This is a genomic window from Dehalococcoidia bacterium (assembly GCA_035310145.1).
Taxonomy (GTDB): Bacteria; Chloroflexota; Dehalococcoidia; order CAUJGQ01; family CAUJGQ01; genus CALFMN01.
In genome coordinates this window covers 1-21794 of record DATGEL010000119.1, presented here as the reverse complement: position 1 = coordinate 21794, position 21794 = coordinate 1, and the positions used below count along the sequence as shown (strand labels likewise).

Here is a 21794-nt window from a genome sequence, read left to right as displayed (position 1 = left end):
GATGGCCGATCGCGGGAGACGAAACAACCCGAGTGGCTGCCGCGGACGGCCGTCAGCGCGGCCCGGCGAAGAGCGCCGTGGCGAACAGCGTGCCGACGCGCCGGTCGCCGTTGCCGTCGGCGTTCACCAGGCGCACGGCGCCCGGCGCACCCGCAACGCTGCGTTGCAGATAGTACAGACCGTGGCTGTCGGCCGACCACACGGGGGCATCGTCGATTGCTGCGAGCGCGGCGAGCTGCCTTGGCTCCCCGCCCGCGGCCGCGACGACGTTCAGCCCCGGCAGATCGTTGCCGGAGGCAGCCCCGGCAATCGCCGCGTAGGCGATCGACCGCCCGTCGGGCGACCAAACCGGGGCGCCGATCCGCACCGCGCTCGCCAGTTGCCGGATCGCCCCCGAGCTTGGCTCCCAGATCACGAGCGTCTCCCCACCGCCGGCGTGCGCGACGCCGGCGACGAGCCGTCCATCAGGCGACCATGCCGCCGCCGTCATCCCGGCCGGCGCCGCGGCGACAAGCTGCCCTCGCACGTCGGTGATGACGATCGAGCCGTCGCCGCGAGTCACCAGCAGCTGGTCGTCGCGCGGGGACCAGGCGACGGCCCTGCCGGACAGCAGCGGCGCGGCGGCGCGCCCGTTGTGCGCGGTCCACAGGTAGATCCGGCCGTCGACCACCACGGCGGCACGCCGCCCGTCCGGCGCCCAGGAGAAGCCGGAGAGGTCGTCGCCGATGCCGGCCGGAGCGTGGCCGTGTCTTGCCAGCAGCGTGGAAGGCGCGCCGCGGCGCAGCAGCGCCACCGCGTCCCCGTGCGCCGCGAAGGCCGGCGCCAGGCCGTCGGCGTTGGCCAGCAGGCCGGTGGCGTTATCTTGTGTCGCGGCTGGGCCAAGCGCGACGATGCCGGCCGGCGCGCCGCCGTCGCTGGCAACCACCATGCCTGCGCCGTCCGGGTAGAACGCGGCCGCGGCGATGGCCGTGCCGGCCAGCACCTGGCCGAGCCGCCCGCGCGGATCGCCGGCCCAGGCCTCCTTGCGCCCCTCGCGCTCGTCGCGGATCAGCAGGCGGCTGCCGTCGGCCGACCAGGAGAGCTGGAGCACACGCACGTCGCGGAAACCGGGGATCTCCTGCCGCTCGCCGCTGCTCAGGTTCCAGAGCTTGAGCGCCGTCGTGCCCGAGCCCTGCTGGCCCGCGGCGGGCTCGTTCAGCCAGGACTGCACGGCAACGTATTGGCCATCGGGCGAGAGGCTGTAGGCCGCACCGTCCTGCAACGGCACCGGCTCCAGGTAGGGACTGCCCACCGCGCCGGTCAGGCGGAAGAAGTAGAGGGCAGAGGTGGCAGGGCAATCGGGTCCCACGCGCGTGGCGACGAAGATCAGCCGCGTGCCATCGGCGGAGATCTGCGGCCGCTGCACGTCGCAATCGCTGATCGGCGAGGGCGGGGCCGCGCTGCCGTCGAGCGGGATCAAGCGCAGGCCGCCCGTTTGCCCGGAGAGCGCAAAGCGGCCATCGGGCGAGAGCGAGTAGACGTCGGCGCCGCCCGGATCGCTCCAGATCGGCGAGCCGTCGGCATCGGTGACCAGCGTTGCGCCCGCCGTGGTGAGAAAGCGGCCGCCGGCGCCCCCGCGGCGGAAGAGCACTCGCGAACCATCCGGCGTGGTGGAGACGGCAGACAGGCCGCCGGGGTCGGGGATATGTCCGGTGCCCGAGGTCGGAAAGAACGGCCGTGGGTCGCTGCCATCGCGGCGCACCGTCGTCCACTGCGCCGGGCCGGCGCCCTGCGCCGCGTTGAAGAGGACACGTCCGCCGGCCAGCGCGAAGATCGGCCCGTCGTGAAACGGCGCGCTCCCTACCGCCGCTGGGGCGGCAGCCGTGTCCGGCGCGGTATACAGGGTGTACTCGCGCACGACGCTGGCGAGGATGTCGTCGCTGCCCGCGTGGAAGATGGCACGATCGCCAGCGTAGGACACGCCTTCGGACGGCGCCACGACGCTGCGCACGAACTGCACGGCGCCGCCCACGCCGGCGCGCACGGGCGGCGTCGCCGCGCCGCCCACCAGCAGCACCGCCGCCGAGGCGAGTGCGAGCCGGCGCGGCGCCGCAACGGGCACGGGCCGCGGTCCCAGTCGCTCGGCTCGCTCGAAGATCGGCCGCGCCGCCACGGCGGGCGCGGACACCAGGCGGCGCCGCAGGTCGGCGTCGAGGGAGCGATACTCCGCCACCAGCGCGGCGCAGCGCCCGCAGGCGCGCAGATGCTCGGCGAAGGCGTCGGCCTCAGCGCCCGCCAGCTCACGATCGACATATGCGGAGGCGAGCGCGCCCCAACCGCGATCGTGCGCGGAGCGGCCACGTGCGAAGGGCCACATTACGCTTCGCCTTTCGCCTCGTCCTCGCCGAGCAGCGCCCGCAGCCGGTCGCGGGCACGGAAGATGCGCGCCCGCACCGCCGGCAGCGACAGGCCGGTGATCTGAGCGACTTCGCTGTACGAATGTCCGTCCACGCTGAGCAGCAGGCAGGCGAGATCCTTCGCCGGCACCGCATCCATCGCCCGCCGCAGCCGGTCACGCTCGGCGACGCTGTCTGCCAGCGGCTGGTCCGCGTGTGGATGGATGTCGTCTTCGTCGTCGTTGGGACGGGCGAGCGGCAGCCAGCGCAGGATCTTGCGCCGGCGTAGCTCCTGCAAGGCGCGGTTGCGCGCGATCGTAAACAGCCAGGCCGACTCATTGGCATCGTCGGGCAGGCGCCCGAGGGCTCGGTAGGCCGAGAGAAACACGTCCTGTGTCAGGTCCTCGGCGAGCTGCTCGGCGCCGACCATGCCGCAGATGAAGCGGTGAATGCGCCGCTGGTGGTCGAGCACCAGCCGCGTAAAGCGCTCATCGAGGGCCGCCCGCGCCGCAACGCGCGCCATTATCACCGCCATGTCACGTCGGGTCCGGTCCTTTGCAGCCTGATCTCTCCGATCAGACGCGCCGGCCGCCCGGATCGTTCTATCACAGATGGCGGCCCTCATCCTCACCCCCATGATCTTCCACTGGTCCTTCTCCCAATCTTGGGAGAGGGAGACGGGCGATCGTGGGGAGGAAGGTCCGGAGCGAGTCGGGTTAACCATCCCGTATGGCGGCGGCCGGCATGGCACGGCGCATCGCGTAGACCGATCCGCTCCCGCACTTCCATCGCCGGATCGCCACTCTGGCCGCCTGGTTCTGCGCAGGCGGCGGGTCTCTCCATCTGCCTGGAGACATGACACGGCGAACCGAGGACCGAGGGTCTGCCTGCAGCGCTTCTGTCATCACCTTCACGGTGGCGCGGTGGCGCTGCTCATGCGGCCCGGACGGTGGGGCGTGGCACGCTGGAGTCATGAGATGCGGAGGCGCCAGGCACCGCCGCAGAGAATGACTCGGTGGAGGTGTCCACGATGCGCCAGTTCTACAGCTATCTCTCCGGCTTCGCCGCCACGAATGTCTATGTGGTGCGGCCCGGCGACTGCCTTTGGGCGATCGCACAGCGCTACTATGGCGACGGCAGCCTCTGGCCGCTGCTCTACGCCGCCAACGCGGACAAGGTCTACAATCCCAACCTGATCTATCCCGGCGAGGTGCTGCGCCTGCCCTAGCGCGCGGGCGTTCCGGCTCGCGGCCGCGCAACGCAACAACGATCACCGCCCACGGCTCTGGCTTCAGCTTCGAGCCGCGGGTGGTGTTTTTGCGTGCAAACTCCGCCTGATGCACGCAACACCCGCTTCGCGTACGCTCCACACGTCCCGCAGCGTGAGCAGCCCCGGGCGTTTGGGGCAGCGCGTGCGGAATTGTTCAGCGTGGAATGCGGACCGCGGTGCCGGAGGGTGCGATGTTCTACGAGCCGCGACAGTATGCGGTGCGGCCGTGCCCGACGATCCGCTGGCACGCGCGGCGGCGCTGGCGGCGTTGAGCGACATCTCGACGCAGCTCATGGGGCTGAAGCCAGACATCTTCTCCCGGCCCGACCTCGCCACGCTGAACCATTCGCTCTGGCTGCACGAGCTGCCGCCGCTCGATGGCTGTGGCTGCTGGTTCTGCGCGAGAGCACGCTGGCCGCGGCGGGACGGGTGATGCAGACCGGGGCGATCTGGACGCGCGATGGCAGGCGCTGTGCCTCGCTGGCGCAGGAGGCGCTGATCGGCGAAAGCTGAGCCGCGGCCCTCAGAACGCTTCGCCGGAGCGCAACAGCCGGTCGAGGTGCTGCAAGGCACCCTGCATGGCCAGCGCGCGATGGCTGATCACGTTCTTCGCCGCGTCGCCGAGCTGCGCCATGGTCAGGCCACGTTCGGGCAGTAGGAAGATCGGATCGTAACCAAAGCCGTTGGCGCCGCGCGGTGAGTGCTCCACGCGCCCCTCGATCGTGCCGTCTGACTGCCAGGTGCGCCCGTCCGGCGCCGCGATCACGACCACCGAGCGGAAGCGCGCCGTGCGGCGCTCCTCGGGCACGTCCTCCAGTTCGCGCAGCAGCAAGCGAATCTGCTCGGCCGGCGGCGTGCCGGCGCCGCCGTAGCGGGCCGAATGCACGCCGGGCCGGCCGCCGAGCGCATCCACCTCCAGGCCAGAATCGTCGGCTAGCGCCAGCATGCCGGCGGCGGCGGCGAAGGCGTTCGCCTTCAGCGTCGCGTTCTCGGCGTAGGTGCTGCCCGTTTCCTCTACCTCGAGCGCGAGTCCGAGGCCGGCGGGATGAACCGGCGTCCAGCCGCGCGGCAGCAGCAGGGCGCGCAGCTCCGCGAGCTTGCCCGAGTTGTTCGTGCCGATCAGGATGCGTGGCACGTTACTGCCCGTTCTGCCCCGCCGCGGCCAGCGCGGGCACCAGGCAGGCAGCGTCCGGCGAGCCCCAGCCGGTCGGGAAGTCCCAGCCCGGCATCGCCGGCTCACCCGGATCGCCGCGGAAGGCGTTGCTGCCGGCGGTCACGTCGTGGAAGCAGCGCCCGGCCGCGCCGAGCTGGTACAGCGTTGGATTGATATTGCCCAGCCCATGCCCCGCCTGCTGGCCGGCGAGCGCGACAATGCCTGCCCAGATCGGGGTCGAAGCGCTGGTGCCGCCCACGACGCTGGGATGCGGCGTGCCGCCGGGGCCGCTTGCGAAGTAGAGGAGCAGGCCGCTCGCCAGCGCCGCAACATCGGCCTCGCCGCGCATGCCGCCGAGGCGTTGCTTGATCGCGTCCGGCAGCACGGACTGATTGGCCGGCTGGCTGTAGAAGCGGCTGATACCGCTGCCGCCGGCGCCGGATCGGTCGGCCCAGACACGCTCGGAGCCGTAGCTGCCGTCGGCGTTCAGCGCGAGCGTCGTGCCGCCCACGGTCGTCACCAAGGGCTCGGCGGAGGGCCAATCGGCGGAGCGCGTTGTGCCCGGCTGCTCGTCGCGCATATCGGCCAGGGCGCCGTGGTCGCCTGCGGCGGTGACGATCGTGATGCCGGCGGTGGTGGCCTGCTGATAGAAGGCGTCCCACTGTTGGCGCACGGGCAGCCCCTCGGCGTCGTCGAGCAGGTCTTCGCTCGTGCCCCAGCTCTGCGAGATCACCGTGCCCAGCTTGTTGTCCAGGGCGTACTGCTCGAGCTGCAGCATCTCCGGCAGCCCGACGATGCCCTCGGTCTCCGCCACGGGGCTGACGAGCACCACGATCCGCGCTTTGGGCGCGATCGCGTGCACCCACTCGGCGTCGAGCGTGGTCTCGCCACGCCAGCCGCTGATCTCGCTCTGAGGCTGGCCCGTGAAGTCCGAGCCGAGCGGGTACAGTTCCTGCAAGTCAGCGTCGGGCAGGCCCATCGCCTTGCTGAAGGCGGCGACGTCGTCGGCAAGTGTCGGGCTGCCGAAGGAGACGACGATCACCACGCTTTGCCCGCTGCCGTCGATGCCGGAGGCGTGCAGCGCGTCGATGTCGTAGGCCGCGCCGATGTCCGCCGGCGAGTAGCAGGGACCGATGCCGGCGTCGATGCACTCCTGGATCGTGGGCACGGCGTCGCGGCGCAGCAACTGTCCGGGGCTGAGCGACGGGCCGGGCGTGCCGGTGGCCTGGCCCGAGGAGCCAGGGACGCTGCCGCGCGCCGGCGTGGCCCGCGCCGCGGGAGCGCCGGACGGCCGCAGGCCGGCGGTGAGCGCCGGCGAGGGCGTGGCCCGCGCCGCGGCGCTCGTGGCGGCGGGTGTGGCTGCCGGCGCGCCGGCGGCGACGGCGGCCGTCGGTACGTCCGGCAATTCAGCGGGAGGACTGGGAGCCTTGCGATGCGAGCCGGTGCAGGCGATCAGCACCACCACAAGCGTCACGGGGAGGAGTGCCTGCAGGGCGCGCAGATAGGGACGAAGGAATGGGTGCAATGGGTGCAATGGGTGCATATGTCAGTCTAACCAACCGCCCCCCGTCTCAGACAAGCCGCGGCCGTGCGTGCGGGCAAGCGCCGGCGGCTCGGGCATGGTGTGCAGCCTCGCGATCGGGCTGAGCATCAGCGCCAGGGCCGCACCGGCCACGACCCCGGTCGCCACGAACAGCGTGCCTTGCAGGCCGATCAACTGGCCCAGCACGCCGGCAAGCGCGGTGCCCGCCAGCATGGCGGCGAAGTCGAGCACCCGCAGCGTGGCGCTCACCCGGCCCAGCAGGTGTGCCGGCGTGACCGTCTGGCGCAGACTGACGGCGTTGATCTCGAAGAAGGCGTAGCCGGGGTCGCTGATGCACTGGCTGGCCACGAGCAGCAGGACGCCGAGCAGCGAGACGCTCGTCGTAAGCGCGACGCAGATGATGCCGGCCACGCGCAGCAGGACGGCAACCGTCAGCGCCCGGCCCAGCCCGCCAAACCAGCGCTCGCGCCCGGCCGCGGCCGCGCCCGCCAGCGCCGTGAGACCGCCGATAGCGAAGATCATCCCCTGGGCGCCGGCGCCAAACCCCGCTTCGCGGCTGAGATAGAGGAGGATCACGGCGCCGATGATCCGGCCGCCGCACTCGAGCAGCATGTGCACGCCGGCGAGGGCGCGCAGCAACGGCTGCCGCCAAATCGTGCGGGCGCCCTCCGTGATCTCGCGGCGCAACGGCTCGCGCTGCTCCGGCGCCGGCGGCGGTCCCTCGGGCGCACGAATCGCGGCAAGCGACGCGGCCGACACGCCGAAGGAGAGCGCGTCGATCAGCACCGTGGCTGGGGAGCTGAACAGTTGCACCAGCCAGCCGCCGGCGCTGAAGGCGCCGAACTCGGCCACGGAGGCGCTGGCGGTGAGGGTGCTGTTTGCGGCGACGATCTGCTCGGCTGGCAGCAACGTGGGCAGGTAGGCTTCGTAGGCCGACTCGAACAGCACGCCGAGGCCGCTGTTCAAGCAGGCGACGGCGTAGAGCTGCGGCAAGGAGAGCGAGCCGAGCAGCGCGGTCAGCGGCACGCTGGCCAGGGCCAGGGCGCGGCCGCTGTCGGCGGCGATCATCAGGGGCCGGCGGCGCAGTCGGTCCACCCAGGCCCCCGCGAAGAGGCCGCAGACAGCCGCGGGCGCGAACTGGCAGGCCGCGAGCAGGCTGACCTGCGCCGCGCCGGCGTGCAACCAGAGAATCGCGGTGAATTGCAAGGCGACGCCGCCGACCAACGAGCCGAACTGCGAAGTGGTCTGTCCGGCCCACAACCGCAAAAAGTCGGCGTGGCGCCAGAGTCCGGTTCGACGGGGATGCATGCAAACGCTCCTCGTGGGCGAGTACGGTTCTGCCGGCGACGCGCGGAATGACCGCCGTCCCGACCGCGCTGGCGGCCGATCGAGGAGGAGCGCAGAGGGAAGATGCCGGAACTTCGGACACACGAAAACGCCGCGAAGAACTGCTGCTCGCGGCGAGGCGTGAGGCTCGGCGGCCGGGCAAACCCGGCCGGGCGCCCTCTACGCCCGGGGTTGTAGGATGCCGGTGCCGGTGCTCACCACCCGGGGAGTACCTCCGGCTTCATTATACGCCATATGCCATACGCCATGCGCCGCCGTGGCGCCGGGCGCGATCGCGGCGCGACGGCTAACTCGTGAAGCCCTCCCAGCGCGCGAGTGGCCCGCAGGTGCCGCCGTTGCAGGCCTGCACCGTGTAGTAGTAAAAGTGGCCGCTGACCAGGCCGGCGCTGAAGGGCACGGGGAGCAGCAGCGCCGTCGTCGTCTGCTGGAACTTCATTACGCCCACCGCCGGATCCCAGACGAAGACGGTGTACTGCGTTGTCCCGGGTGAGGCGCCGCTGGGCGCCAGCCAGTTGATGGTCGGCGTCACACCAACGCCGGTGGCGCCTTCGGCGGGTCCACGCAACAGCGGCGCGCCGAGGCCGCTCACCGTGGTGAAGCCTTCCCAGCGCGCCAGCGGGCCGCAGTCTGTGCCGTTGCAGGCCTGCACGGTCCAGTAATAGAAGTGGCCCAACACCAGCCCGGCGCTGCCCGGCACATCTATGTCCAGTGCGGTGGTCGTCTGCTGGAAGCGCATCACGCCGGCCGCCGGGTCCCAGACGGAGGCCGTGTAGCGCGTCGTGCCCGAGACAGCGCCTGTGGGAGCGGCCCATTGCAGCGCCGGCGTCAGGCTGACGCCGGTGGCGCCTTCCGGCGGCTGGGTGAGCGTCACGACGCCGGGACCGCTGCTCGCGGCCGTGGTGAAGCCTTCCCAGCGCGCCAGCGGACCGCAGCTCGCGCCGTCGCAGGCCTGCACGGTGTAGTAGTAGAAACGGCTCCCTTGCAGCGCCGCCGCGGGCGGCACGGAGAGGCTGAGCGCCGTCGTCGTCTGCTGGAAGACCATCGCGCCGGGATTCGGATCCCAGATGAAGACGGTGTACTGCGTGACGCCGTTCGCGGCGCCGCCGGCAGCCGTCCATTGGACCGTGGGCGTGGTGCTGACGTTGGTGGCCCCTTCAAGCGGGCTGCTGAGGCCCGGCGCGCCGAGCGCTGCGGCCGTGGTGAAGCCGAGCCAGCGGGCGAGTGGTCCACAGGCGCCGCCGTTGCAGGCCTGCACCGTCCAGTAGTAGAACACGCCGCCTTGCAGCGCCGACGCGGCCGGCACGCCGATGCTGAGCGCGCTCGTGGATTGCTGGAACTTCATCACGCCGAGCTGCGGATCCCAGATATAGGCGGTGTACTGCGTCGTGCCGGCGATGGCTCCGCTCGGCGCGCTCCAGCTCAGGGTCGGGGTGAAGCTCACGTTCGTGGCGCCTTCGAGCGGCGAGAGGAGCTGCACCGCTCCTGGCGGCGCGGCTGCAGTGGTGAAACTTATCGCCGACGAGAACGGCGAGCAGCCGATCGCGTTGCACGCCTGGACCGACCACGAGTACTGATGCGCGAGCACCAGCCCTTCGCTGACCGGCACGACGAGTGACGCTGCGGCGCTGCTCAGGCCCGCAAGCGTCTGACTCGCCGTGGTGTCGCTGATCGCGATGTTGAAGGAGGCGGCGCCCGCGGGATTGGTCCAGCTCAGCGTCGGCGTCGTGCTCAGGCCGCTGGCGCCCGGCGGCGGCGCGGTTGGGGTCGGCGTGGCCGGCGCCACACCCTCGTTCAACGTGTTCGAGACGGCCGCGCCGCAGTTCGCGTCGCCGCCGTAGCTTGCCGAGAGCTGGTGCGCGCCGCCCGCAAGTCCACCGGTCGAGAGCTGCGCCTGCCCGGCGGAGATCGGCGCCGAGCCGAGCAGCGCCAGGCCGTCGAAGAAGGCGACGCTGCCGCCGGGTGATGAAGGGCAGGCCGACAGCGTCGCGGTGAGCGTCAGCGGCTGGCCCGCGGCGGCCGGATTCGGGGACACGCCGAGCGAGAGCGTGGTCGCCGGGCTGGTTGCCAGGAAGATATGACCGGCGTCGGTGCCGAAGGCGCAGAGCGTGAGCGTGGGACAGGCGACGGAGAGAAGCCGTTCGGTGCTGCCGAGCGATTGCTGCGACCAGGTGTTGCCCTGATCGCCCGAGCTCAGGATCAGGCTTGAGACGCCGTTCCACGCGGGCGCGAGGCAGACCGGCATCGCCGGGCACGCCATGCGCAACGGCGTTGGCGCCGGCGCGAAGCTGCCGCCGGACCAGCTTGCGCCGCCGTCGATCGACTTGAGGAAGGCGCTGTTGGCGAGGCCGGGCAGGGCGTAGCAGACGCCGCCGGGCGCGCAGGCGATGCTGACGAGATCGACGGTGACGCCCACGGCAACGACGCTCCAGTGCGTGCCGTCGAGTGTGCGCACGACCGTGCCCGCTGCGCCCACCGCGACGCAGGCCGTCGCTCCCGTGCAGGCGACACCGGCAAGCGACTGGATCGTGGGGCTGTTGTCGCCGCGCCAGGAACCGCCGGCGTTGGTCTCGATCAGACCGCCGGCGCCGACGGCGTAGCAGACCGAAACCGTCGGGCAGGCGACGCCGTTGAGCGCGTTGGGGAATGGCGCAAGCAGGGTCCAGCTCGCGCCGCCGTCCGCGGTCGAGTAGATGCGACCGCTGCTGCCCACAGCGGCGCAGTTCGAGGTCGAGGGACAGGCAATGTCGTGCAGCACGCTGTCCTGCGCCGTGGTGAAAAGCGACCAGGTCGAGCCGCCGTCGGTCGTGCCGCCGATCACCCCGCCGGCGGCGTAGCAGACCGTGGCGCTGGGGCAGGCGACGGCATCGACCTGACCGGCATAGGCGGGGGTCTCGGCGTTCCAGTTCGTGCCCGCGTTAACTGTGGCCAGGATCGTGCCGTTCGGCTCTGTCACGAAGCAGGTGACGGTCGAGGGGCAGGCGATGCCCGATAGCGTGAGCGTGGTGTGACTCACCTGGCTGTTCCAGGTCGAGCCGTCGGTGGTCATGAAGAGGAAGCCAAACTGCCCCGCGGCCACACAGGTCGAGGCCGCGGCGCAGGAGATGGCGTTGAAGGTGAAGCCGTTTTGCAGAATGGTGCCGGCGCTCCAGCTCGTGCCGTCGCTCGTCTTGGTGAAGACGCTGCCGCCGCCCACCGCGTAGCAGGTGGTGGTGAATGGCACGCAGGCGACGGCGTTGAGCTGCGCCGTCGTGTTGCTGGCCTGCGGCAGCCAGGTGCTGCCGTCGGTCGTCAGCAGGATCGTGCCCGCGGCGCCGACGGCCACGCAGGTCGTGCCGCCCGGGCAGGCGATGCCGAACAGGTTCTGCGTCGTGCCGCTGGCCTGGGCCGACCAGCTCGCTCCGTTCGTCGTCGCCACGATCGTGCCGCCCGCGCCCACGGCGTAGCAGCTCGTTGTGCTCAGGCAGGACACGGCCTTCAAATCCACGGTTGCGCTGTTGCTCTGCGCCGTCCAGGTGGCGCCGCCATTGCTCGTGCCGGCGATCGCGCCGCCCGCGCCCACCGCGACGCAGGCGTTGGCGCTGGCACAGGCGATGCCGTAGAGCGTCGAAAACGTGGGCGTGCCGTTTACGTCCCAGTTGGCGCCGCCGTCGCTGGTGTGGCTGACCACGCCGCCCGCGCCCGCGGCGTAGCAGCGGCTGGTATCGAAACAAGACACGGCGTTCAGCGCGGAGGTGAGGACGAGGGCGTGACTGCTGACGACGGCCGCGTGCACCGGGTTCGCGTGCCTTATGGTGGCGCCGAGCGTTGCCAAGGCGACGATGAGTGTGGCGATCAGGCGAGCGAGGGGCAAAGGGCGTGTAGATGCGCCGTGCGAGGCTCTGGCCGGCATTCCGACGTCCTTAGCAGCGGGCCACGCCGGCACACGGAGGCAGGCGGGGCGCCGCGCAAGATTGCCGAGACACTACCATACCGTAAAGAGATAGAAAAGGTTCGGAAGCGACGCGAGAGAGGCGGAACAGTAACAGTCGTGCCCGGTCGTGCGATCGATTGGCGTCAGGGGTTCGCGGGTTCTGCCGCGGCGGTCACCCCCTCTCGCACCAGCACACGCCGCAGGATGGCGACGGCTGAGGCGTAGGTCGAGTCGATGCCGCGGTAGTCCAGCGCCCGCGCGCCGAGCGTACGCGCCTGGGTATAGGGCGTGTCGGAGGCGTAGTGGATCACACCGAGGTCGAAGGGCAGCTTGGCGAAGTTGATGCTCTGGCCTTCGGGATAGCGGTCGGCCCGCGCTCCCTCGTAGAGCGCGTCCAAGTATGGCCCTGCCTCCATCTCCACCGCCGTGTAGCTCTCGCGGTGGTAGAGGTCGAGATAGCCCTTGTTCTGCAAAAACGTGCCCTTCACCGTTACCGCCCGCTGGTGATCCAGCGCCGAACCGAAGACCAGGAACGGGCCGACGTCTTCGTAGCTGAAGCAGTTGTCCAGCCAGTAGGTGTTCATCGAGTGCTCGTCGTGCACGACGTCGGGGATCATCACGTCGCCTACGCTGGCGTTGAGCGTGGCCGCCTTGCCCAACACGTAGACGCCGCGCAGCTCCCCCGTGCGCTCCATCACCGCGCGCATGATGTTGTAGGCCGCCATGCCCAGCGGGTAATCGATGTTGACGACGATCGCCCGGCTTGCCCGCAGCCGCGCGGCGGAGAGGGTGCCGAGTCGCGGGTCGAGGTCCTTCGGGTGCAGGCGGTCGAGCGCAATGATCTGCGCCGCCACTTCGATCGCGGCGTGCGGCGGCACGAAGGCGATGCCACGGGCGTGCTCCTCGCGCAGGCGCAACTGCTGGCGTTCGGGCCGCTCGCGGAAGAAGCTGCGGGCCGCGTAATAGAGGAAGTTGTGCCAGTTGCCGCGGCTGGCGCCGGAGCGCAGCTTCGCCAGCTCCTCGGCCAGCTCCCGCTCGCCCGCCTGCTCGACGTGCTCGATGATCGCCTCCTGGTGGCGCAGCGCCACGCCAGAGAGAAGGTTGACGAGGCTGTGCGTGTTGCTGGAGACGAAGTAGATCGGACGGCCGTCCAGCCCCTCACGCGCGATCGCGTTGGCGATCGGCTGCCACCAGCGCGCCGTCGCCTGCGCGTAGCCGACGTGTGTGCCGCCCAGCATCCGCACCGTCAGGTTGAGGTCGCCGCGCGCCACGTCGGCAAGCAGCGCCGTAAACCCTGTTCCCCAGATCGCCTGCAGGCGACGCCAGTCGTCCGCCACGCCGCCGAACAGGCGCCAGGGCTCCGCCTCCGGCTCGCTGCCGTGGCCATTGCCCGTGGCGAAACCGCGCAGCAGGGCGTGCAGCTTGTTCCACTCGATCTGCCAGGCCACCAGCGTGGGGATCAGGTCGTCCACGTCCGACTGGCTGGCGATGAAGACGGCCAGGCAGTCGCGCCCGTCGAAGTGGCAGCGCCGTCGCCGGCCCGGCGCCGCCACCTGCTGCCAGGCGCCAACGTCTTCCCCCAGCGCCTGCGCGAAGCTCTCCGGCGTCTGGCCCATAACCACATGGCGCACGCGCGGCATCACGGAGGGCAGTCGCTGCGTGGCATAGATAAAGGCGCCGAGGTCGGGCTCGGCAAGCCCCGCGCCTGAATGCAGGCTGGAGTGCATGCCGATGTGCGTGGCCTCGAGCGTGCGCAGGCGCAGCTCGCCCGAGCTGCGCAGCAGCGTGCCGAAGGTGCGCAGATAAAGCTCGACCTGATCCTTGCCGGCACCCGCGGCGAGCAGGGCGGAATCCAGCGGCGAACGGGCGCCGTCCGCGCCCGGCAGCGAGGCGAACGTCGCCTGCGTCACGAGGCGCCTCCCACTCAACCGCGCGACTGTTTCTGCCAGTCGGTCAGGTCGAAGTAGTCGCGCCAGGCGGCGATCTTGCCGTCGCGCAGCTCGAAGACGCCCATCACCGGCAGCGCGATCCGTCGCTCGCCCAGGGTGAAGCGGTCGATGCGCTCGGTCAGCACCGTATCGCCGCTGGCGGCGATGTGCAGCATCTCGAACTGCGCCGCGCTCGCCTGCCCTGTGAACCGGCGCAGGAAGCCGCCAATGGCCTCGCGTCCGTGCATCGGCTGCATGGGAATGTTGTGGTAGACCGCGTCCTCGGCGAAGTAGCCGAGCAGCAGCTCCGCGTCCAGCTTTGACCAGGCCGCGCAGAACTCCTGCACGGTCTGGAGTGCATCACTCATCTCGGGGCCTCCTCCTCGCTCAGTCGTCAGCCTTGCAGCACCAGCCGAGCCGAACCGCCGTCGCTGCCGACGAGCCGGATCGGCAGCGCCATGATCGTGTAGGATCCGGCGGGCACCTCGCGCAGGTTGGCGCCTTCCACCACCGCCACGCCCGCGCCGAGCAGCGTGCGGTGCGTCTCTGGTTCCGCGCCGAACTGCTCGACCGAGAGATAGTCGATGCCGGCGAGGCGAATGCCGTGCGCCACCAGCCAGTGCGCCGCGTCGTGGGCGATGTAGGTGAAGTCCTGGTGGAACTGCCGGTCATGCAGGAAGCCGCTGTTGCGCGACTTGAATAGCAGGCGCTCCGTGCCGGCCGGGATGTGCAGCGACTCCAGCAGCGCGGCCGTGACGGCCAGCGCCTCGCCCACGTCGCAGACCAGGCCCGGCCCGATGAGGGCGCCCAGCGGCACGGTCTCGATGCCGCCCGCGCCGGGAATGAAGTGCACCGGCGCATCGACGTGGGTGCCGGTGTGCACGCCGAGCGTGAGCTTGGAGACGTTGGCCGGGTCGCCCTTGTCGATGCTCTTGATCAGCGTGCGCTCCGGCCCCGGCTCGCCCGGCCAGGTCGCCATCTCGGGTGTGAGCGGCAGCGTCGCATCGTACAGTGGCACGGCAGCTTCTCCCGTGTGCCGGCGGCCTCCCCGCGTTAGCCGCAACCGGCCAGCGATCGTGCGCGGCCGGACTACGGTACGTGGCGGAGGCTCAGACCGATCCTACACAATCTGCAGTGAACGCGACCGCGCGCGTATCACTCCAGGTGAATGTGTATGCAACCGGTGCACGCGGAGCGGGCCGGCGCCGTCGACCCCCGCCGCTGGTGGACGCTCGGCGCCATGTGCCTCGCCATGGCGATGACCTTTTTGGATGCCACGATCGTCAACGTGGCATTACCCTCGATCCAGCGCGGGCTCTCTGCCAGCCTCTCCGATCTGCAATGGGTGCTCGACGCCTACACGCTGGCGCTGGCGGTGCTGCTGGTCAGCGGCGGGCGCTTCGGCGATCTGTTCGGCCGCAAGCGCGTGGTGCTGGCCGGCGTGGCGGTTTTCACCCTTGGATCGGCGATGGGCGGGCTGGCGCAGGATATCGGCTTCCTGATCGCCGCACGGGCCTTGCAGGGCGTCGGCGGCGCCATGCTGATCCCCGGCACACTCTCGATCATCACGCAGAGCTTCGACGGCCCCGAGCGCGGCGCCGCCATCGGCATCTGGTCCGGCGTCAGCAGTCTGGCGATCGCGCTGGGACCGGTGGTCGGCGGCGTGCTCGTCGAGAAGGCGACCTGGCAATCGATCTTCTGGGTCAACGTGCCGGTCGGCGTCTGCACGGTGATCATCGGTATGTACACGGTGCGGGAGAGCACGGACGAGACGGCGTCGCGACGCATCGACGTGGCCGGCGTCGGCCTGATCACCCTGGCGCTGCTGGCGCTCTCGATCGCCTTCATCGAGGGCGACAGCAAGGGTTGGACCTCCCTCTTCACCCTCGGCATGATGGGCGGCGGCGTGCTCTTGCTGCTGCTGTTCGCGCTGAACGAGGCGCGCACGCGGCATGCACTGCTCGATCTGCGCTTCTTCCGCCTGCCAACTTTCTCCGGCGCGAACGTGGCGATCTTCGCTTCGACCTTCAGCATGTTCGCCTACTACTTCCTGCTGAGCCTCTACTTGCAGGATCTGCTGGGCTACAGCGCCCTGGAAGCGGGACTGCGGCTGCTGCCGGAGACGCTGATCGTCGCCTTGGTGGCGCCCTTCGCCGGCCGCATCACCGATCGCTTCGGGCCGCGCAACCCGCTGGCCGCCGGCATGTTCCTGCTGGCCGTTTCGCTGCTGCTGGCCACGCGCTGGACCGCGACGACGAGCTACGCGGGCTTGCTGCCGGCCCTGTTGTTGAACGGCATCGGCCAGGGACTGGTGACGACGCCGGCGATGGCCGCGGTGATGGGTTCGGTGCCGCGCGAGCGCTCGGGCGCCGCTTCGGGCGTCGTCAACACGATGCGGCAGGTGGGCGGCCTGCTCGGCGTGGCGGCGTTAGGGGCGCTGTTCAGCCACCTGGTCAGCAGCCAGTTCGTGGAGAAGGCCGCGGGCCTCGGTCTTGGCGACCGGCTCACGCCGCTGGGGCAGCAGGTGGCGGGCGGCGGCGTCAAGGCCGTAATCGGCCTGGCGCCCGATGTGGCGGAGCGCGCCCGCGCCGCGGCCACGACGGCCTTCGTCCATGGCTTCTCCGAGACGCTGTACGTGAACGCGGCCGTGCTGCTGATCGGCACGCTCGTGGCGCTGCTGTTCGTGAAGAGTGACCGTTTCGGCGCCGTGATTGCCGAGGACGAACATGAACCGCCGCGCGCAACCGAGCCAGACCGCACGGACGCCGCGGCCCTGATCACGGATGTGCGCGCGTGATCTGCGGCAGGGCTGGGGCGTCAGCTCGCGTGCGCTCGGGCCGGCATGCGGAGTCTCGTTCGTCCGCCCTTTGCCCTATTCTTTCCACTTGAGCTTGGCTCGATTCTCCTTGATAAATGCGTTGATCTGGTCGGCCATGCCCAGCAGCGTCTCCCACTGCTCCGGGTAGAGCGTCACTGGGAAGCGGCCGAGGCCGTAGACGCTGAGGCCGCCTTTCTCCGAGACTTTGAGCGAGACGCCGCGCCTCGCGCCGGTCTTCAGTTGCTGGTTCTCCTGCTTCAGGCGTTCGATCTCGGCCTGCATCTCTTCGACGGTTGGCATCGCGTCCTCCATGCCGGCGCCGTTGGGCCGGCTCGATCTGTAACAGTATAATAGCGGCATGCCGCAGACCCGCCGCAGTAATCTGCCGCCCGCTCACCGCCGCTCCCGCCGTCGCTTCCCACTTCGGCTGCTCGCCGTCGCAATCGTGCTCTTGGCCGCCGCGTTTCTGCTGGTCAGCATCTGCAGCTCTGGCGGCAAGCAGCCGAAGGCGAGGAACGACGCACAGCCCACGGCCGGCGCCGCGCCTGCCGCACCCAGTAGCCGCGCCGCGGCCGGATCCCGCGGCGGCTCGCCGCGCCCCGGCGCAACGCCAGGCGTGGGCGGCTTCGCGCCCGTGTCGCCCACGCCGCAGGCGACCTGTGCCCCGTCCGATCTGCTGCGGCTGGTGGACAAGGACCACGCCCTGCCCGACGACTATCTGCCGCCGGACCTGGTCAACGTTGAGCCGAAGGACGCCTCGCCCGGCTCGCCGACCGTGGTGCAGCTGCGCAAGGAGGCGGACGGCGCACTGCATAGCATGCTGGAGGCGGCGCGGGCGCAGAACATCTTCTTCCTCGCACAGTCGGCCTACCGCTCGTACCAGTACCAGAGCCAGGTCTACCAGCAGGAGGTGAACAGTGTCGGCCAGGCGCAGGCCGATCGCGAGAGCGCCCGCCCCGGACACAGCGAGCACCAGCTCGGCCTGGCGATCGATTTCACCACGCGCGGCCTCGACTTCGACCTGAACCAGTCATTCGCCGCCACGCCGGAGGGCCGTTGGCTGGCGCAGCACGCGGCGGAGTTCGGCTTTGTGCTGAGCTACCCCGAGGGCAAAGAGGCGCAGACCGGTTACGAGTACGAACCCTGGCACTACCGCTACATCGGTACCGGCGCCGCACAGCAGTTCGTGCAATCCGGCCAGACGCTGAACCAGTGGCTCACCTCGCGGCAGCTCGGCTGCGGGGCGTAACGGCCGCTGAAGCCGAGCAGCAGTGAATCAGTTGCGTACCGCCGCTGGCGCGTTGCCGAACGTGAAGGCGCTGGGGCAGATGTCGTTCAGGACGCAGCCGGCGCAGTTCGGGCGCTGGGCGTAACAGACGTGGCGGCCGTGCTTGATCAGGCCGACGTGGAAGGCATAGACCTGTGATTCGGGCACCAGGGCTTCGAGGTGGGCGTGCGCCTTGTCCGCGCTCATCCTCGGCGGGATGAAGCCGAGCCGCTGGCCCACGCGGTAGACGTGCGTGTCTACCGGCAGCGCCGGCCGGCCCAGCGCGAACATCAGCACGCACGCCGCGGTCTTCGGCCCCACGCCGGGCAGATCCATCAGCCAGGCCCGCGCTTCGTCCAGCGGCAGCTTCGGATCGCCGAGGAAGCTGAGATCGTAGCCGCCGCGTTCCGCCTGCACGCGCTGCAGCACGGCCTTGATGCGCGGCGCCTTCATCTCGGAGAGGCCGGCCCAGCGCACCGCACGGGCGATGGCCGAAGGATCGGCCTCCCGGATCGCGTCCCAGCCGGGAAAGGTGGCCAGCAGCTCGGAGAAGGCGCGGCCGGAGGCGCGATCGGCCGTGTGCTGCGAGAGGATGGTCAGCACCAGCTCGGAGATCGCGTCGTGGTGCGGGCGCCAGCGCAGCTCGCCATAGCTGCCGTGCAGCCGTGCCATCACGGCATCAACCGAGGGCGGCACGGTCCACCAGCGACAGGAACGGCCGCAGCCAGAAGGCGCGGCGCAGCTCGCGATCGTAGCTCGACGCGCCCTGCTGGATGCGAAAGAAGGCGTTCCAGAAGTAGCTCACACGCTCGCTGAGCCAGAGCATCGGCCGCGTGGCGCGACGCAGCGAGAGATAGAACATGATCGCGATGCGCCGTGCCGCGCGCAGCTCAGGCATGATCAAGCGGTCAATCGCGCGTTCGTAGCCGACGAGCGAGGTCTGCCCGGCGCCAAGCGCCCGCAGTACCGCCTGCGCCGCCAGTCCGCCGCTGCGCACGGCATAGTAGATGCCTTCTTCGGTAAACTCGTCGGCCAGCCCGGCAGCGTCGCCGGCCAGCAGCACGCCGTCGCCGGCGATCGGCTCGCGCCCGCGCCGGAAGAGCAGCTTGTGACCGACCACGCGCTCGATCTCTGCATCGGCGAGCCCGAGGCGGCCAAGATAGACCTGCAGGTGCGAGCGCAGGTCCGGCCCGCCGCCCGGCGGCAGCACCAGCCCGATCGAGAGACGCGCTTGCTTGGGAAAGACCCAGCCGTAGCCCCAGGGCCGGTAGCCGAAATCGATGTTGACCGTGCCTCGCCAGCGGTCGAGATCGCCGGGCCGGCCGCAGACTTCGGCCTCCAGCGCCACGCTCTGTGCCAGGCCGGCGCCGAGACCCGCGGCGCGCGCCACACCGCTGTTCGCCCCGTCGGCGCCGATCACGAAGCGTGAGCTCAAGCGCTGCCCGCCGACCGTGAGCATGAAACCCGCGCCGTCTCGCTCGACAGCGCTCACCGGGCTGCCGGCGAGTACCTCCGCGCCCGCCTCCGCTGCACTCTCAGCCAAGAAATTGTCGAAGCGGTCGCGCATCACCATGAGGGCGAACGGCCGCCTGGACCAGCGTGTGAAGCGCCCGCGGCCGAGATAACTGACGTTGAGGCCGCGCACCGAGTCCTCGACAACGCTATCCACCCCTGGCGGCAGCAGCGCGGCCGTGCGCAGGGGGATGCCGCCGGCGCAGCTCTTGTAGCGCGGCAGCCGTGCCCGCTCGATCAGCGCAACGCGAGCCCCGGCCGCGGCCAGCCCGCGCGCCGCCGTCGCCCCGGCCGGCCCGGCGCCCACTACCGCCACCTCAAAGTCCGCAGCCCGGGCATTCGCCATCGATGCACCCGCCTGCATCCACTATAGCGACGAGCGATCGCGGCAGGAATGCGGCGGCAGACCGCACGGAGGACCGCAAGTGATCGCGCAGAGGGCGCTCAGGGCCGCGGCCCCGTCGCCGTCCGCGCGAGGCGGACGTGCGTGACGGCGGGCGAGCTGACGTGCTCGACGCACTCGTAGCCATGCGGGCCGCCGTCGAGACGGTCGAAGAGCCGCTCGCCGCTGCCGAGCAGGATCGGCACGATTACAAAGTGCATTTCGTCGATCAGGCCGGCGCGGAGGTATTGCTGAATGGTGGCCGCGCCGCCGCCGAGCCGCACGTCCCTGCCGTCCGCGGCAGCGTATGCCTGCTTCAGCGCGGCCTCGATGCCATCGGGTACGAAATGGAACGTCGTGCCGCCCTGCATCGTGATCGAGGGGCGCGGATAGTGGGTGAGCACGAAGACCGGGTGATGGTACGGCGGGTTGTCTCCCCACCAGCCCTTCCACTGGTCGTCGCTCCACGGTCCGCGGATTGGACCGAACATGTTGCGCCCTATGATCGTGGCGCCGATGCCGGCGTCGCCCCGTGCGGCGAACTCGTCGTCGAGCCCCGCGGCGCCGCCGCCCGTGCCGAACATCCTCTGGAAGGTGCGAGTGGCGAACGCCCACTCGTGCAGCCGCGGGCCACCCACGCCCAGCGGGTTGTCGAGATCCTGCCTGGGGCCGGCTCCGTAGCCGTCCAGAGAGATCGAGAAGTTGTGTACGCGCAGCTTTGGCATCGCTGGTTCCTTTCATCGCGGCGCTGGCGGCAACCCGCACAGGGGGCCGTTCCACGGCGGAATGGCGCTCCGCCGCCGCGGTTCGAACTCGCCCACGCGCCGTCCTGATAGTTAATTACATACTTAAGTATATGGAGACATCCACCGAGAAGTCAACCGCCGTCTCGCGCTTTCGCCACGCGACAGTTGCGCTCAGCGCGAGCAGTTGACCGCCCGGCAGCAGCTTGCCGCGCGGCAGCCGTCCCCGTACGATCGCTGCAGGCGCCCGCGTGGCGCAGAGTTCGCCGGAAAGGGGGTGATCGTCCGTGACCAGCGCGCCAGTTCGGCTGACTTCGCTCGTCTCCTGCGGCGGTTGAGCCTCCAAGGTTGGGCCCGGAGCCCTGGCGCAGGTGCTGCGCCCCTTGACCGCTGCCTTCGCCGGCGTGAACGCCCCCGATCTGCTGGTCGGCCTGCAGGTCGCGGACGACGCCGCCGTCTACCGTTTGAACGACGCGCAGGCGATCGTGCAGACGCTGGATTTCTTTGCCCCGGTGCTGGACGACCCCTATCAGTTCGGCGCCGTGGCCGCCGCCAACGCGATGAGCGACATCTACGCGATGGGCGGCGAGGTGCTGTTCGCGCTCAACATCGCCGCCTTCCCCGAGACGATGCCGGAAGAGGTGGTCGCGGAGATCTTCCGCGGCGGCGCCGAGAAGGTGCGCGAGGCCGGCGGTGTGGTCGCGGGCGGGCACTCGATCTACGACCCGGAGCCGAAGTACGGCCTCGCCGTGACCGGCAGCGTGCACCCGCAGCGCATCCTGACCAAGGGCGGCGCGCGGGCGGGCGACCGCCTCTACCTGACCAAGGCGCTGGGCACCGGCGTGCTCTGCTCCAGCCTCAAGGATGGCAAACTGGCGGCCGCCGATCTCGATGCGGCCGTGGCCTCGATGCTGCAGCTCAACCGCGGCGCCTCGCTCGCCGCGCGGGCGGCGGACGCGACGGCGCTCACCGACGTGACCGGCTTCGGGTTACTCGGCCACGCGGACGAGGTCGCCTGCGCCAGCGGTGTGCGCCTGCGTATCCTTGCCGAGGCCGTGCCGGCGCTGCCCGGCGCTCTCGAAGCGATCCGCGCCGGCGTGCGCACGGGCGGCAGCAACCGCAACGAGGCGTACGTTGCCGCCAGGGTCGATCTTGCCTCCGATCTGCCGCGCGAGCTGGTCGAGCTGCTCTACGACCCGCAAACCTCCGGCGGCCTGCTGGCCACGCTGCCGGCAGATCGCGCCGGCGACTTCGAGGCGGCGTGCAGGGAGCAGGGCGTCCGCTGCTGGCAGATCGGCGAGGCGCTCAGCGGCGCCGGCCTGCAGGTCGTACGGTGAGCAGCACGGCGCGGCGGGCCGCGTGGGCGCTTCTTGCCGGCCGCTGGCGGCTGCTGCTGCAGGCGCTGGCGGTGCTGCTGCTGGTCGCGGCCTGCGGCTCTGGTAAGAACAATCACAAACCCCCAACACCCCAGAACGGCCGCCTCGCCACGCCGACGCCAACGCTCAGCGCCCAGGATCTGCTCAACGCCGCGATCCAGACTACGAAC

At 70.6% G+C, this 21794-nt stretch carries 19 protein-coding genes; 6 read left to right on the top strand and 13 right to left on the bottom strand.

Features of this window, described 5'->3' with window-relative positions:
• Positions 1-52 precede the first annotated feature (52 nt).
• Positions 53-2356: an LpqB family beta-propeller domain-containing protein gene (locus VKV26_21930; GenBank protein HLZ72575.1), complete on the bottom strand. Its 2304-nt coding sequence runs from the start codon at positions 2354-2356 to the stop codon at positions 53-55.
• Positions 2356-2898, bottom strand: a complete 543-nt coding sequence (locus VKV26_21925; GenBank protein HLZ72574.1) for a sigma-70 family RNA polymerase sigma factor — start codon at positions 2896-2898, stop codon at positions 2356-2358. The genes VKV26_21930 and VKV26_21925 overlap by 1 nt, the downstream gene beginning before the upstream one ends.
• 507 nt (positions 2899-3405) lie before the next feature.
• Here VKV26_21925 and VKV26_21920 point away from each other — a divergent pair.
• Positions 3406-3603: a LysM peptidoglycan-binding domain-containing protein gene (locus tag VKV26_21920; protein ID HLZ72573.1), complete on the top strand. Its 198-nt coding sequence runs from the start codon at positions 3406-3408 to the stop codon at positions 3601-3603.
• A gap of 268 nt (positions 3604-3871) precedes the next feature.
• Positions 3872-4078: a hypothetical protein gene (locus VKV26_21915; GenBank protein ID HLZ72572.1), complete on the top strand. Its 207-nt coding sequence runs from the start codon at positions 3872-3874 to the stop codon at positions 4076-4078.
• Between the two features lie 90 nt (positions 4079-4168).
• Here the strand turns inward: VKV26_21915 and rdgB are convergent, their stop codons facing one another.
• From rdgB to VKV26_21880, 7 genes are all read right to left on the bottom strand, one after another.
• On the bottom strand, positions 4169-4780 hold the full coding sequence (gene rdgB / locus VKV26_21910) for an RdgB/HAM1 family non-canonical purine NTP pyrophosphatase (GenBank protein ID HLZ72571.1): 612 nt from the start codon (positions 4778-4780) through the stop codon (positions 4169-4171).
• A gap of 1 nt (position 4781) precedes the next feature.
• Positions 4782-6272 (bottom strand): S53 family peptidase, encoded by a 1491-nt coding sequence (locus VKV26_21905; protein ID HLZ72570.1) that lies wholly within the window; start codon positions 6270-6272, stop codon positions 4782-4784.
• A 72-nt stretch (positions 6273-6344) separates the two neighbouring features.
• Positions 6345-7649: an MFS transporter gene (locus tag VKV26_21900; protein ID HLZ72569.1), complete on the bottom strand. Its 1305-nt coding sequence runs from the start codon at positions 7647-7649 to the stop codon at positions 6345-6347.
• Between the two features lie 325 nt (positions 7650-7974).
• Positions 7975-11460 carry an Ig-like domain repeat protein gene (locus VKV26_21895; GenBank protein HLZ72568.1) on the bottom strand — a complete coding sequence of 1162 codons (3486 nt, stop codon included), beginning with the start codon at positions 11458-11460 and terminating at the stop codon, positions 7975-7977.
• 281 nt (positions 11461-11741) lie between these two features.
• Complete coding sequence (locus VKV26_21890) at positions 11742-13508, bottom strand: hypothetical protein (protein ID HLZ72567.1); 1767 nt, start codon at positions 13506-13508, stop codon at positions 11742-11744.
• Positions 13509-13522: 14 nt separating this feature from the next.
• The gene (locus VKV26_21885) at positions 13523-13894 is read right to left on the bottom strand and encodes a limonene-1,2-epoxide hydrolase family protein (protein ID HLZ72566.1); all 372 of its coding nucleotides are present in this window, start codon (positions 13892-13894) and stop codon (positions 13523-13525) included.
• A gap of 26 nt (positions 13895-13920) precedes the next feature.
• Positions 13921-14544: a cyclase family protein gene (locus VKV26_21880; protein ID HLZ72565.1), complete on the bottom strand. Its 624-nt coding sequence runs from the start codon at positions 14542-14544 to the stop codon at positions 13921-13923.
• Positions 14545-14700: 156 nt separating this feature from the next.
• Here VKV26_21880 and VKV26_21875 point away from each other — a divergent pair, with 156 nt between their 5' ends.
• Positions 14701-16323 carry an MFS transporter gene (locus VKV26_21875; protein ID HLZ72564.1) on the top strand — a complete coding sequence of 541 codons (1623 nt, stop codon included), beginning with the start codon at positions 14701-14703 and terminating at the stop codon, positions 16321-16323.
• A gap of 75 nt (positions 16324-16398) precedes the next feature.
• Here the strand turns inward: VKV26_21875 and VKV26_21870 are convergent, their stop codons facing one another.
• Entirely contained in the window at positions 16399-16644 is a 246-nt protein-coding gene (locus VKV26_21870) for a hypothetical protein (protein ID HLZ72563.1), read from the bottom strand.
• A 58-nt stretch (positions 16645-16702) separates the two neighbouring features.
• Here VKV26_21870 and VKV26_21865 point away from each other — a divergent pair, with 58 nt between their 5' ends.
• A complete protein-coding gene (locus VKV26_21865; protein HLZ72562.1) occupies positions 16703-17593 on the top strand; it encodes a M15 family metallopeptidase in 891 nt (296 codons plus the stop codon).
• 27 nt (positions 17594-17620) lie between these two features.
• Here the strand turns inward: VKV26_21865 and nth are convergent, their stop codons facing one another.
• The 3 genes from nth to VKV26_21850 all read right to left on the bottom strand — a co-directional run bounded on the left by nth (position 17621) and on the right by VKV26_21850 (position 20230).
• The gene (nth, locus tag VKV26_21860) at positions 17621-18283 is read right to left on the bottom strand and encodes an endonuclease III (GenBank protein HLZ72561.1); all 663 of its coding nucleotides are present in this window, start codon (positions 18281-18283) and stop codon (positions 17621-17623) included.
• A gap of 7 nt (positions 18284-18290) precedes the next feature.
• Positions 18291-19469 carry a geranylgeranyl reductase family protein gene (locus VKV26_21855; protein ID HLZ72560.1) on the bottom strand — a complete coding sequence of 393 codons (1179 nt, stop codon included), beginning with the start codon at positions 19467-19469 and terminating at the stop codon, positions 18291-18293.
• Positions 19470-19567: 98 nt separating this feature from the next.
• The gene (locus VKV26_21850) at positions 19568-20230 is read right to left on the bottom strand and encodes a dihydrofolate reductase family protein (GenBank protein ID HLZ72559.1); all 663 of its coding nucleotides are present in this window, start codon (positions 20228-20230) and stop codon (positions 19568-19570) included.
• Between the two features lie 305 nt (positions 20231-20535).
• On the opposite strand from VKV26_21850, the gene selD reads away from it, so the two are divergent.
• On the top strand, positions 20536-21585 hold the full coding sequence (selD, locus tag VKV26_21845) for a selenide, water dikinase SelD (GenBank protein ID HLZ72558.1): 1050 nt from the start codon (positions 20536-20538) through the stop codon (positions 21583-21585).
• A partial coding sequence (locus tag VKV26_21840; GenBank protein HLZ72557.1) for a hypothetical protein occupies positions 21582-21794 on the top strand: 213 nt, incomplete at its 3' end. The genes selD and VKV26_21840, both read left to right, overlap by 4 nt.